Raw genomic sequence first — 13,475 nt, 5'->3', positions numbered from 1 at the left:
TTCGAGTCCCATGTCCCAGATCAACGGTTTCACTTCCGAAACGAGCAACGCACTGCCGCTGCACGTCATGACCCGCGAGCAGTACACCGGCTGGCGCGCACAGCAGTCCGACGCGCTGGGCGCGTGGCTGGATGCGCAGCGCTTCAACGGCAGCGGTGGCAGCGTGGTACTGCTGCCGGGCGAGCACGGCCTGGCCGGCGCGATCATCGGCGTGGGTGACCCGGGCGATGCGTACAGCTACGCACATGCGCCGTTCGCGCTGCCGGAAGGCACCGTCTGGACGCTGGCCGATGCACTGGCACCGGAAATCGAGACCCTGCTGCAGCTGGGCTGGGGTCTGGGCAGCTACCGATTCGCGCGCTATCGCAAACCAAATCGTGCACCGGCCCAGCTGGCCGCCACGCCCTCGGCCGAAGTGCGCGACGTGATCGCCGCCAGCCTGCGCGTGCGCGACTGGGTCAACACCCCGACGGAAGACATGGGTCCGCAGCAGCTTGAAGACGCCGCGCGCGAACTGGCCAGCGCCCATGGCGCGCAGATCGAGGTGATCACCGGCGATGCGCTGCTGGAGCAGAACTTCCCGTCCATCCACGCGGTGGGCCGCGCCTCGCATCGGGCCCCGCGCCTGATCGTGCTGCGCTGGGGCAATGCGGGCCAGCCGCACGTGGCGCTGGTCGGCAAGGGCGTGTGCTTCGATACCGGCGGGCTGGACATCAAGCCGGGCGATGGCATGCGCAACATGAAGAAGGACATGGGCGGCGCCGCGCACGCGCTCGGCTTGGCGGGGCTGATCATGGCCCAGCAGCTGCCGGTGCAGCTGACCCTGCTGATCCCGGCGGTGGAAAACGCGATCGGCCCCGATGCGTTCCGCCCGGGCGAAGTCATCGCCACCCGCAAGGGCCTGAGCATCGAGATCGACAACACCGATGCCGAAGGCCGCGTGATCCTCGCCGATGCGCTGACTTATGCCAGCGAGCAGCAGCCGGAGATCGTGCTCGACTTCGCCACCCTGACCGGCGCGGCCCGCATCGCGCTCGGCCCGGACCTGCCGGCGCTCTTCAGCAACGACGACACCCTGGCCCAGCAGTGGCTGCAAGCCGGTGAATCGGTGCGCGATCCGGTCTGGCGCATGCCGCTGTGGCGCCCGTACCTGCGCTACCTGCACAGCAACATCGCCGATCTGGCCAACGCCGGGTCGCGCATGGCCGGCTCGGTCACCGCGGCGCTGTACCTGGAGCGCTTCATCGCCGAAGGCCAGACCTGGGCGCACCTGGATGTGTACGCCTGGAACGACGGCGAACGCCCGGGCCGCCCGGCCGGTGGCGAGGCGCTGGCGCTGCGTTCGGCGTGGGCGATGCTCAAGGCGCGCTACGCCTGAGTCTGCGCCCGGCATACGCCGAACCCGACGATCCCCGCTGCGGCGGGGATCGTCGTTTTTGAAGAGTTGTCGAAAATGTGAATATCGGCTTGCGCCGCGTTCTGCGACGATGCCCGCTGTCGCCCACCCACACGCATCGTGAAGGCAGGAACCCGGACATGTCGCTCTTCGGCTATACCCGCGCTGGTCGCGAACCGGGCGGATCACGCCCTCCCTCACCGCTGTTGTGGATCGCGCTGATCGCCCTGATCGCGGGCGGCCTGGTGCTGGCGTTTGCCTGGCTGGCCGGCTGGATCGGTCGCGACCGGGTCACCGCGCAGACCTTCACCGATGCCATCGAGGCGACCGGTCCGCCGCAGCCCGGCTTCCGCCGCGCGCATACCAAGGGTGTCTGCGTCAACGGTGTGTTCCAGGGCACGCCGGAAGGCGCGGCGCTGAGTTCGGCACGCGTGTTCCGGCAGCGCCAGGTCCCGGTATTGGGCCGCCTCTCGATCGGCGGCGGCGACCCGCACGGCGCCGACAACAAGGCCCGCGTACGCAGCATGGCGCTGCAGCTGGTCAGTGACGACGGCCAGGAATGGCGCATGGCGATGAACAGCTTCCCGTTCTTCGCGGTGCCCACCGCCGAGGCCTTCCTGGAGCAGACCCGCGCCGGCATCCCGGACCCGGCCACCGGTAAGCCGGACCCGGCGAAGATGGCCGCCGTGCTGGAAAAGTACCCGTCCGCACGTGCCTTCCAGCAGTGGGCCAAGACCGCCCCATGGTCGAACAGCTGGGCCAACACCGCCTACAACGGCGTCAACAGTTTCCGCTTCACCGCCGCCGATGGCAGCCACCGTTTCGTGCGCTGGAGCATGCGGCCGCAGGCGCCGTTCGAGGACATGACGCCGGAGCAGCGCGCGCAGTCCGACGACGATTTCCTCAGCGAGGAGTTCGCACAGCGCCTGGCGCAGGGCCCGATGCGCTGGGACATGTGGGTGACCATCGCCAACGACGGCGACCCGATCAACGACCCCTCGCAGGTCTGGCCGGAGGACCGCCGCCAGGTGAAGGCCGGCACGCTGACCCTGAGCAGCATGCAGCCGCAGGCCACCGGCGCCTGCCGCGATCTGAACTACGATCCGCTGATCCTTCCCAGCGGCGTGGCCGGCACGGAGGATCCGATCCTGGCCGCACGCTCGGCGGTGTACTCGCAATCGTTCAATCGTCGCGAGCGCGAAATCGCCAGCGGCAAAGCGCCCGCCGCCACGGGCAAGGAAGGTGCGCGATGAACCGTGATGCCGGCCATTTCAATCTCCTCGCCCGCGTCCTGCACTGGCTGATGGCCGCGATGATCCTGACCATGCTGTTCGTGGGCGTGACCATGGTCGCCTCGCTGCACTGGCGGCCGATGCTGATCGACCTGCATCGGCCGCTGGGCATCGCGATCCTGCTGCTGGTGCTGGTGCGGCTGTACAACCGCCTGCGCCATCGCCCGCCGCCGCTGCCGGCCGACCTGCCGGCCTGGCAGGCGCTCGCCGCACATGCCTCGCACTGGGTGCTCTACGGGCTGATGCTGGCGATGCCGCTTATCGGCTGGGCCATGTTGTCGGCCGGTGGCTATCCGATCGTGATGGGGGCCGGCGTGCACCTGCCGGCGATCCTGCCACACGATCCGGCGCTGTATGCAGCGCTGCGCAATGCCCACAGCCTGCTGGCGTATGTGCTGTTCGCCACGGTGATCATGCACCTGTCGGCCGCGCTGTTCCACCTCTGGGTGCGCCGCGATGGCGTGTTCCAGGCGATGGCGAAGGGACCGGGGCGCCCTTCCCCCCGCGATACCGAGCCCCGGTAGCCACCGACGACTGGCCGGTGGAGGCGGCGGTTACAACCAGCCCTTCTGCCGTGCCAGCCGGTACGCTTCGATGCGGTTGGCCACGCCGAGCTTGCCGATGCACTCGGACAGGTAATTGCGTACGGTGCCGTGCGAGAGGCCGAGCTGGGTGGCGATCTCGGTGGCCGAGCGCCCATCGCCGGACAGGCGCAGCACCTGGCGTTCGCGGTCGTTGAGCGGGTCGGCCTGCGACCAGGCATCCAGCGCCAGTTGCGGGTCGATCGCACGGCCGCCGTGCTGCACCTGGCGCAGCGCATCGGCCAGGCGTTCGGCCGGCGCATCCTTGAGCAGATAGCCGCAGACGCCGGCATCCAGCGCACGGCGCAGGAAACCCGACCGCGCGAACGTGGTGACGATCACCACCTTGATCGGCAGGCCCTGGCGGGCGATCCGCTGGGCCAGCTCCAGCCCGGACAGGCCGGGCATTTCAATATCGGTGACCAGGATGTCCGGCTTGAGCTGCTGCAGCATCCGCCATGCGGCCTCGCCATCGGCGGCGCTGCCCAGCACTTCGATGTCCGGCTCCAGCCCGAGCAGCGCTGACAGCGCGCCGCGCACCATCGCCTGGTCTTCGGCGAGCACGATGCGGATCATGATGCGCCCCCGGCCGGCAGCGACGGCGCGGTCGGCACTGCCACCGGCGCCACCACCGCCGTGGTCGCGGCCGGCAAGGTGACGCGGACCGTCACGCAGGTGCCCTCCCCTTTTGCCGACTGCAGCACCAAGGTGCCGCGCAGGGCAGCAACGCGTTCGCGCATGCCGGTCAGGCCATTGCCATCCACGTGGGCACCGCCACGCCCGTCATCGCGGATCTGCATCAACAGACTGCGCCCGTCCTGCTCGAAGGTGACCCACGCCTGCCGCGCCTGTGCATGGCGGGCGACATTGGTCACCGCTTCGCGCAGGACCAGCGACAGCGCACGCTCCGTATCGACCGGCATGGGCGGCGGCGGCGCGTAGTGCAGATGCACGTGCTGGTACTCCAGCAGCAAGCGGGCCGAGGCCAGCTCGGCGGCCAGGTCGCTGGCGCGGATGCCGGTGACCGCGCTGCGCACTTCGGCCAGCGCCTGGCGCGCGATCGTTTCGGCCTCGGCCACTTCGCGGCGCGAGCCGTCCGGATCGCGGTCGGCCAGCTTGCGCGAGAGCTCCAGCTTCAAGGTGATCAGGGACAGCGTATGGCCCAGCAGATCGTGCAGATCGCGACCGATGCGCTCGCGTTCGGCGGTCGCCGCCAGCCGACGCACCTCGTCCTGGGACAGCTGCAGCGCCGCATCCTTTTCATGATTGGCGGTTTCGAAATTGACCACCAGGCTGATGATCATCGCCATGCTCGGGATCCAGATCAGCGCCTGCCACGGGTAGTGGGCCAGCAAGCCCACCACCACGAACAGCGCGTTCAACCCGGCCAGTTGCAGCAGGTAGCGCCCATAGCCGCTGCGGCGCGAGACGCGCAGGGTGACGCAGCCGAAGATGAAGTAGCTCACCGCTGAGGGGTACCACGCCAGGGGCACCAGCCCCAGCACGACCATTGAGAGCGCGTAGCGCGGCGCATGGCAGCGCGGTGCCAGCAGCACCCCGGCGTACAGCACGAGGAACACCGGATAGGTCAGCAGCGTCAGCGCGGCCCAGCGCCAGGTGTAGCCACCGCCGAACAACGGCGTCAGGAACACCCACAGCGTCCACAGCAGGTGGATCGCATCCACCCACGGCGATTTGCCGCGCCGCAGGTTCTCGGCCACGGCCGAATCCGGCGCGGGGCGCAGCAGGGAGGCGAGCCGACTGAAGGACACGGACGATTCCAAGGCAGAACGAACAGGCGCGATCATGCCACTTCAGCCGATGCGCCGCAGGCGGCGCCGCCGTCGTGGATCTCCACGTAATGCAGGCAGGCCAGGGGTGACATGGTGGAGGTGGGCATGACCGATTCCCGGAGAAGACACCCACAGCTTCGGCCCCGGGGCGGCCCGGCCCCAGTGGCCGTCGTCAGCCCATGCAGGTGACAGCTGTCACTGCCGCCGCGTCAGACCGCCGGGCATGCTGTGCCCATCCCGGCCACCGTGCCGGTTTGCCCCTCGGCCGCCGATGCGGTCACACTCGGCCCGATTCCCCGTCCAGACTCACGATGAACGCATCCGCTGAACTGCTCAAGGAACTCCGCATCGACCGCAAGGCCGGTTCGCCGCCGCCGTCGCCCTCGCGACGTGGCCGCTGGATCGTGCTGGCGATCGTCCTTTTCATTGTGTTGGCTGGCCTGGCCTGGGTCGTGTTCGGCCGCGAGCGCCCCATCGCGGTGACCACCGCGCCCGTCGTGGCGATCCAACAGGGCGGTGCCAGCAGCTCGGTGCTCGACGCCAGCGGCTACGTCGTCGCCCGGCGCATGGCCACGGTCTCGGCCAAGATCACCGGCAAGGTCCGCGAAGTGATGATCGAGGAAGGCATGCGCGTGGAAGAAGGCCAGGTGATGGCCACGCTCGACCCGATCGACGCCAACGCCCAGCGCAGCCTGTCGGCCTCCCAGCTCGAGGCCGCGCGCAGCCAGCTGGCCGGTCTGCAGGCACAGGTGGCCCAGGCCGATGCCGAAGCCGGTCGCCTGCAGGCACTGGTCGGCCAGCAACTGGTCTCGCGCTCGCAGTACGACCTGGCCATCGCCCAGCGCGACAACCTGCGCGCCCAGCTCAGGACCGCCCAGCGCAACACCACCGTGGCCAGCGATTCGCTGGCAATCGCCGATCTCGGCGTGGACAACAACATCGTGCGTGCGCCGTTCTCCGGCGTGGTCACCGCCAAGGCCGCACAGCCGGGCGAGATCGTCTCGCCGCTGTCGGCCGGCGGCGGCTTCACCCGGACCGGCATCGGCACCATCGTGGACATGGATTCACTGGAGATCGAAGTCGAGGTCGGCGAATCCTTCATCGGCCGCGTGCAGCCGAAGATGCCGGTCGAAGCCACCCTCAATGCCTACCCGGACTGGAAGATTCCGGCCGAGGTGATCGCGATCATTCCCACCGCCGACCGCGGCAAGGCCACCGTGAAAGTGCGCGTGGCGCTGAAGACCAAAGACCCGCGCATCGTGCCGGAAATGGGTGTGCGGGTCAGCTTCCTGGAAAGCGCCCGACCTGCCGAGGCCGCCAAGCCACAGGGCGTGCGCGTGCCGGCCTCGGCGATCGTGGAGCGCGATCAGAAGACGGTCGCCTTCGTGGTCAAGGACGATGCGCGGGTGGAACAGCGGGCGATCACCGTGGGCACCACGCTCAACAACGACCGCCAGGTCACCCAGGGCCTGAGTGCCGGCGACGTCGTGGTGACCACCCCACCGGCCGAGCTGCACGACGGCAGCAAGGTCACCGAAACCCCCTGACGGACAACCGGCTGCGTGGGCATTGCGCCACCGGCCTGCGCCCATGCGGTACGCGAGCCGCTCTCACGCTCGCGGCAAGTGCGATTCCCTCGTGCCCTCACGGCGCGCACGGTGGCGGCTGCCCGTCACCGTGGCGTCCGGGAGCTTTCCCGGACACGCCGTACGCCTTCCTTTCCGATCCACGGAGAACCACCCATGTCCACCCTGGTTTCGCTCCGCAACATCACCAAGACCTACCAGCGCGGCGCCGAGAAAGTGCAGGTGCTGCACGGCATTGATCTGGACATCCAGGCCGGCGATTTCGTCGCGCTGATGGGCCCGTCCGGCTCGGGCAAGACGACCCTGCTGAACCTGATCGGCGGGTTGGACACGCCCACCGGCGGTGAGATCGAGATCGAAGGCGAGCGCATCGACCGCATGAGCGGTGGCCAGCTCTCCACCTGGCGCAGCCACCACGTCGGCTTCGTGTTCCAGTTCTACAACCTGATGCCGATGCTGACCGCGCAGAAGAATGTGGAGCTGCCGCTGCTGCTCACCCACCTGGGCGCCGCGCAGCGCAAGCGCAATGCCGAGATCGCGCTGACCCTGGTCGGCCTGGCCGACCGCCGCAGCCACCGCCCGAATGAGCTCTCCGGTGGTCAGCAGCAGCGCGTGGCGATCGCCCGCGCGATCGTCTCCGACCCCACCTTCCTGATCTGCGATGAACCCACTGGCGATCTGGACCGCCAGTCCGCCGAGGAGATCCTGGGGCTGCTGCAGCAGCTCAACCGCGAACACGGCAAGACCATCATCATGGTCACCCATGATCCCAAGGCCGCCGAGTACGCCACCCACACGGTGCACCTGGACAAGGGCGAACTGGCCGGCGTGCCAGCGGCCCACTGACGGAGGATGCGGCGATGAAATATCTCTCGCTGGTCTGGGCACAGCTGTTCCGCAGCAAGACCCGCACCCTGCTGACGCTGCTGTCGGTGGTGGCGGCCTTCCTGCTGTTCGGCATGCTCGATTCGGTCCGCGTGGCGTTCAACTCCGGCGGCGACACCATTGAAGGCGCCAAGCGGCTGGTGGTCTCCTCCAAACTGTCGATCACCCAAAGCCTGCCGTTGCGGCTGCTGCGCGACATCGAAGCCACCCCGGGCGTGCGCAAGGTCAACTACGCGATGTGGTTCGGCGGCATCTACCAGGACCAGAAGAACTTCTTCCCGAGTTTCTCGGTCTCGGACAACTACATGGACCTGTACCCGGAGTTCGAGCTGCCGCCCGAGCAGGCCGAGGCGTTCAAGAACACCCGGACCGGCGCGCTGGTCGGTGAAGCCCTGGCCAAACGCTTCGGCTGGAAGGTGGGCGACACCATTCCGATGCAGGCCACGATCTTCCCGCGCAAGGGCAGCAACGACTGGCCGCTGGAGCTGAGCGGCATCTACCGGGCCAAGGACCGCAACAACGCCAGTGCGGAAAACCAGCTGATGCTGCACTGGAGCTACTTCGATGAATCCAACGACTACATCAAGAACCAGGTCAGCTTCTACACCGTGCAGCTGGAGAACCCCGCGCATGCCTCACGCGTGGCCCAGGCGATCGATGCGCTGTCGCTGAACTCCGATCACGAAACCAAGTCGCAGACCGAGGCCTCGTTCTCGCAGGCCTTCGCCAAGCAGTTCGCCGATATCGGCCTGATCGTCACCGGCATCATGGCCGCGGTGTTCTTCACCCTCGTCCTGCTCACCGGCAACACCATGGCCCAAGCCGTGCGTGAGCGCATCCCGGAGCTGGCGATCCTCAAGACGCTGGGCTTCAAGGACGGCACCGTGCTGGTGCTGGTGATGGTCGAGTCGGTGCTGTTGATCGTGCTCGGCGGGCTGATCGGCATGGGCCTGGCCTCGATCGTGATGCCGGTGATCAGTACCAGCAGCCAAGGCATGATCAGCCTGCCCGGCGTACCGGCGCAGACGTGGGTGATGGCGCTGTGCCTGATGGCGGTGATCGGGGTTGTGGTGGGGCTGTTGCCGGCGTTGCGCGCACAGCGGTTGAAGATCGTCGATGCACTGGCCGGGCGCTGAGGAGACCACCATGAAAACGCAATGGATGTGGAACGTACTGACGGTGGTGGCGTTGCTGGTCGCCCTGGTGGTGTGGATCGTGCTGCCGTGGTGGATGGTACTGGCGCTCGCCGTGCTGCTGGCGGCCTGGCTGGTGCTGACCCGCAGTGGGCGGTTGTCGCTGGCGGCGGCGCGGATCGGTATCGCCAGCCTGCCGCAGCGCTGGGGCGCCTCCTCGGTGATCGTGGTCGGCATCGCCGGCGTGGTCGGGGTGCTGGTGGCGATGCTGGCCATGGGCGATGGCTTCAAGGCCACCCTGGAGCGCAGCGGCAGCGATGACGTGGCGATCGTGCTGCGCGGCGGCTCGCAGGCGGAAACCAACTCGGTGATCATGCGCGACCAGGTCCCGCTGATCGAGAACCTGCCCGGCGTGGCGCGCGGCAGTGATGGCAAGCCGCTGATCTCCGCCGAGCTTTCGCAGGTGATCAGCCTGCTCTCGCGCAGCGACCACAGCGATACCAACGTGCAGTTCCGCGGTGTCGGCGAACAGGCGTGGGCGGTACGCGACAACGTGCGCATCATTGCCGGGCGTAAATTCAAGCCTGGCCTGCGCGAGATCGTGGTCGGCAAGGGTGCCCAGGCGCAGTTCGAGGGCCTGGAGATCGGCAAGACCCTGCAGCTGGGCAAGCAGGAATGGACGGTGGTCGGCGTGTTCGCCTCCAACGATGTGCACGAGTCGGAGCTGTGGTCGGACACGCAGACGTTGTCCACCACCTACAACCGCAGTGCCTACCAGTCGGTCAACGTGCGTACCGAAGGGGCGGCGGGCTTTACGCGGTTCAAGGCGGCGATGGAGGCCGACCCGCGCCTGAAGCTGGACGTGGAGACCACCCGGGACTATTACCGCAAGCAGTCCGGCGGGCTCAGCAAGCTGATCAGCATACTGGGTACGGTGATCGGCGCGATCATGGCGATCGGCGCGGTGTTCGGCGCGCTCAACACCATGTATGCCGCCGTGGCCACGCGGGCCCGCGAGATCGCGACGATGCGGGCGATCGGTTTCCGCGGCGTGCCGGTGGTGACCGCGGTGATGCTGGAGACGATGCTGCTGGCCCTGCTTGGCGGCCTGCTCGGCGGGCTGGTGGCTTGGCTGGTGTTCAACAACTACACCGTCTCCACCCTGGGCAACAACTTCAGCCAGGTGGTGTTCCAGTTCCAGGTCTCCCCGCAGTTGCTGTGGACAGGCTTGAAGTGGGCGCTCGGCATCGGCCTGGTCGGTGGGTTGTTCCCGGCGCTGCGTGCCGCCCGTCTGCCGATCACAACGGCGTTGCGCGAGACCTGAGCGATACGTTTGAACAACGCGCGTGCGCGTGATCGCGCACGCAACTAGCAATCCTGCAACCGCATTCGCAAGCATGCGGTTGTTTTTTTGCGTGCGCTATTCACTGCACGTTTAATTGCGGCGCGCACGCCGGCGTGCGTACCTGTATGCCCGCTGCGACGCCCGGTCGCACGCCCTCAAGTTGCCGCGCACGGCGCCGCTATCGGTGCCTCTGCCCAACGCGGCGCCACGTTTTTCTGCGCGCGGCACGACGATGTGAAAAAGGTTTCGTCTGAATGCGTGGTTTTGTCAGCCATCGTTCATTTATCGCTGTTTTCAAGCTTTCAAATGAAAGTAAAAATTTTGAAAAGTCATTAGACTCCCGCCCCCCACGTCGTGGTGTGTTGTTCCCCACGCTGCCCGAACGGGCGAATGTTTTTACAGAGAAAGAGAAACGCACGGATGTATTTGAAGACCAATCCGCTGCGCAACGCGATCGCCATCGCGCTTGTCGCCAGCTGCAGTGCCCCCGCCTTCGCACAGAGTGCCGATGACGGCACCACCAACCTGGATCGCATCGAGATCACCGGCTCGCGCATCCGCCAGGCCAGCGTCGAGTCCGCCCAGCCGGTCGTCGCGCTGAACCGCGCCGAGATCGAGAAGAAGGGCTACGTCAACGTCGCCGACATCCTGCAGGACGTCACCGCTGCCGGTTCGCCGAGCATGAGCCGTGCCTCCTCGCTGGAATCGGGTCGCGACTTCGGCGGCATGTACGTGAGCCTGCGCAACCTGGGCCCGGAACGCAGCCTGGTGCTGATCGACGGCCGCCGCATGGGCGTCAGCGCCGGCGGTTACTCCGATCTGGCCTCGATCCCGTCCTCGATCGTGGAGCGCGTGGAAGTGCTGACCGACGGTGCCTCGGCCCTGTACGGCTCGGACGCCATCGCCGGCGTGGTCAACATCATCACCCGCAAGAACTTCGACGGTGCCGAAGTCAGCGCCTACGTCGGCCAGTACAGCGAAGGCGACGGCCAGAAGACCGCCTACAGCGCGACCTTCGGCAAGACCTTCGACCGTGGCTGGGTCACCGTGGGTGGCGAATACACCGACGAAGATCCGGTCCTGGGCGGCGCGCGTGAGTTCACCGCGTACCCGAACGGCCCGCGCCACACCGGCGACGGCCTGAGCGGCGTGACCCCGTGGGGCTACGCGACCGTGGATGGCAAGAACCTCAGCGTGGGCCCGGGCGGCGATCCGACCCAGCTGGGCAATTTCAAGCCGGCCGACAAGGCCAACGACGCCAACACCAAGACCAACATGAGCCTGGTCACCGGGCTGCAGCGCAAATCGGTGTTCGCCAATGGTGGCTTCTCGATCACCGACGACCTGCGCCTGGTCGCCGATGCGCTGTACAGCGAGCGCGAGTCCAGCAAGCAGCTGGCCGGCTACCCGTACCAGAGCACCGGTTCGCGTGCGCTGCTGTCCAAGGACAGCGCGTTCAACCCGTTCGGTCGTGACGTTGCCTTCGCGCACCGTACCGAAGAGCTGCCGCGCGGCACCGAAAACAACCTGACCACCAAGCGCGCCAGCCTGGGCCTGGAAGGCAGCTTCGAAACCGGTTCGCGTTACTGGGACTGGAACGTCAGCTACATGTACAACCGCAATGAAGGCGAGCGCATCGGCACGGGCAGCATGTACCAGCCGAACGTGAACCAGTCGGTTGGCCCGTCGTTCCTGGATGCCAACAACGTCGCCCATTGCGGCAGCGTCGGCAACGTGATCGCCGGCTGCACCCCGTGGAACCCGCTGGCCCCGATGGGCTACACCGGCCCGGGCTCGCTGAGCAACCAGGACGTGCAGGACTTCCTGTTCACCCGCTTCACCGACAAGATGCAGAGCACCACCAAGGTGGCCAGCGCGAACATCTCCGGCTCGCTGTTCAGCCTGCCGGCCGGTGACATCCTGGGTGCACTGGGTGTCGAGCACCGCAGCGAAGAAGCCAGCTACTCCCCGGACCTGATGGTCCAGAAGGGCCAGATCGCCGGCACCACCGGCCAGCCGACCCAGGGCGATTACTCGCTCAACGAGGTCTACCTGGAACTGCAGGTTCCGCTGCTGGCCGACATGGCCTTCGCGCGCGAGCTGTCGCTGGACATGGCTGGCCGTTACTCGGACTACAACAACTTCGGCTCGACCACGAACACCAAGTTCGGCCTGAAGTGGAAGCCGATCGACAGCCTGCTGGTGCGCGCCACCTACGGCACCGGCTTCCGTGCCCCGACCGTGGAAGATCTGTACGGCGGCACCACCAGCACGCGTGACTCGTACACCGATCCGTGCGACACCAGCTTCGGTGCGGCCGCCAACAACCCGCAGGTCCTGGCGCGCTGCCTGGCCAATGGTGTCCCGGCCAACTTCCGCCAGCTCGCCGCTGACGGCACCGCCGCGACGGTACCGGGCCAGCAGGGTGGCACCGACTTCAGCTCGGGCTCCAACGCCGCGCTGAAGCCGGAAACCGCCAAGACCTGGACCGTGGGCGTGGTCTACAGCCCGGAGTTCGTCTCGGGCCTGGACCTGAGCCTGGACTGGTGGAAGATCCGCATCAACGACGTGATCGTCGGTGAGTCGGCCACGGACATGCTCAACCAGTGCTATGTGCTGGGCGTGGATGCGGCATGCGACCGCTTCACCCGTGCCAAGTCCGGCCGCACCCTCGGCCAGGTCAACGGTCTGGACCGCACGCTGCTCAACGCGGGCTACCAGGAAACCGCCGGCTATGACCTCTCGGTGCGTTACCGCCTGCCGGAAATGGCGATCGGCAAGTTCGCGGTCTCCTGGAACACCACCTACGTGGATTACCTGGAGCGCAAGAACGACAACGTCGATACCACGCCGGTACGTCAGTACACGGGCTGGGAAGGCAACTTCCGCGTGCGTTCTAACTTCAACCTGGATTATCAGTACGGCAACTTCGGCCTCGGCTGGACGGCGCGTTACTACTCCAGCATGAAGGAGAACTGTGCGTACACGACCGAGTGCAGCAATCCGGGCTTCAGTTCGGCGTACACGGGCCGCCAGGGCGTCAACAAGGTGGGGTCGAACACCTTCCACGATATCCAGGTGCGCTATGTGCTGCCGTGGAATGGCACGGTCTCGATGGGTGTGAACAATGTGTTCGACCATCAGGGTCCGATCATGTACAGCCAGCCGAACAGCAGCTTCACGTACTACGGTGGGTTCGATATCGGCCGCTATATGTACATGAAGTACCAGCAGCGTTTCTGATCGGGTTCGCCTGATCATCCCTTTCTGATCTGCGGCTTACTCTCTCCAAGCCGCTGAGTGGAAGTAAGACGGCGCCTTCGGGCGCCGTCTTTTTTTGGATCTTATTGGAGCAACGGCTCCTAGAGCAGCGGCCCTTAGAGCAACAGCTGTTGGAGCAACAGCGCTCAGAGCAACTGCTTTAGTGCTGGACTCGCCCTGGCTTGGGCGGTCACGGGTGGGTT

Annotated in this window: 10 protein-coding genes; 8 read left to right on the top strand and 2 right to left on the bottom strand. The window is 66.8% G+C overall.

Annotated elements, in window-relative coordinates:
• Window positions 1–10 precede the first annotated feature (10 nt).
• The 3 genes from ACTT2I_RS19430 to ACTT2I_RS19420 all read left to right on the top strand — a co-directional run bounded on the left by ACTT2I_RS19430 (window position 11) and on the right by ACTT2I_RS19420 (window position 3,212).
• Window positions 11–1,378, top strand: coding sequence for a leucyl aminopeptidase family protein (locus tag ACTT2I_RS19430; protein WP_293978872.1), 1,368 nt, complete (start codon window positions 11–13; stop codon window positions 1,376–1,378).
• A 158-nt stretch (window positions 1,379–1,536) separates the two neighbouring features.
• Window positions 1,537–2,649, top strand: coding sequence for a catalase family peroxidase (locus ACTT2I_RS19425; RefSeq protein WP_421100139.1), 1,113 nt, complete (start codon window positions 1,537–1,539; stop codon window positions 2,647–2,649).
• The gene (locus ACTT2I_RS19420; RefSeq protein WP_421100138.1) at window positions 2,646–3,212 is read left to right on the top strand and encodes a cytochrome b; all 567 of its coding nucleotides are present in this window, start codon (window positions 2,646–2,648) and stop codon (window positions 3,210–3,212) included. Before ACTT2I_RS19425 ends, ACTT2I_RS19420 begins: the two co-directional genes overlap by 4 nt.
• A gap of 30 nt (window positions 3,213–3,242) precedes the next feature.
• On the opposite strand, the gene ACTT2I_RS19415 is transcribed toward ACTT2I_RS19420, so the two are convergent.
• Both ACTT2I_RS19415 and ACTT2I_RS19410 read right to left on the bottom strand, forming a co-directional pair.
• Window positions 3,243–3,845 (bottom strand): response regulator transcription factor, encoded by a 603-nt coding sequence (locus ACTT2I_RS19415; protein ID WP_088434426.1) that lies wholly within the window; start codon window positions 3,843–3,845, stop codon window positions 3,243–3,245.
• Window positions 3,842–5,077, bottom strand: coding sequence for a sensor histidine kinase (locus tag ACTT2I_RS19410; RefSeq protein ID WP_421100137.1), 1,236 nt, complete (start codon window positions 5,075–5,077; stop codon window positions 3,842–3,844). The genes ACTT2I_RS19415 and ACTT2I_RS19410 overlap by 4 nt, the downstream gene beginning before the upstream one ends.
• A gap of 296 nt (window positions 5,078–5,373) precedes the next feature.
• On the opposite strand from ACTT2I_RS19410, the gene ACTT2I_RS19405 reads away from it, so the two are divergent.
• From ACTT2I_RS19405 to ACTT2I_RS19385, 5 genes are all read left to right on the top strand, one after another.
• Entirely contained in the window at window positions 5,374–6,609 is a 1,236-nt protein-coding gene (locus ACTT2I_RS19405; RefSeq protein ID WP_293978861.1) for an efflux RND transporter periplasmic adaptor subunit, read from the top strand.
• A gap of 195 nt (window positions 6,610–6,804) precedes the next feature.
• Entirely contained in the window at window positions 6,805–7,494 is a 690-nt protein-coding gene (locus tag ACTT2I_RS19400) for an ABC transporter ATP-binding protein (RefSeq protein WP_088434423.1), read from the top strand.
• 14 nt (window positions 7,495–7,508) lie between these two features.
• The gene (locus ACTT2I_RS19395; RefSeq protein WP_421100136.1) at window positions 7,509–8,669 is read left to right on the top strand and encodes an ABC transporter permease; all 1,161 of its coding nucleotides are present in this window, start codon (window positions 7,509–7,511) and stop codon (window positions 8,667–8,669) included.
• A gap of 10 nt (window positions 8,670–8,679) precedes the next feature.
• Complete coding sequence (locus ACTT2I_RS19390) at window positions 8,680–9,990, top strand: ABC transporter permease (RefSeq protein ID WP_421100135.1); 1,311 nt, start codon at window positions 8,680–8,682, stop codon at window positions 9,988–9,990.
• A gap of 441 nt (window positions 9,991–10,431) precedes the next feature.
• Complete coding sequence (locus ACTT2I_RS19385; RefSeq protein ID WP_421100134.1) at window positions 10,432–13,254, top strand: TonB-dependent receptor plug domain-containing protein; 2,823 nt, start codon at window positions 10,432–10,434, stop codon at window positions 13,252–13,254.
• The last annotated feature ends 221 nt before the right edge of the window (window positions 13,255–13,475 follow it).

Source organism: Stenotrophomonas sp. PUT21 (assembly GCF_052232875.1).
GTDB classification, from domain to species: Bacteria; Pseudomonadota; Gammaproteobacteria; order Xanthomonadales; family Xanthomonadaceae; genus Stenotrophomonas; species Stenotrophomonas maltophilia_N.
Note: the sequence above shows the minus strand (reverse complement) of the source record. Positions and strands in the feature narration are given on the sequence as shown.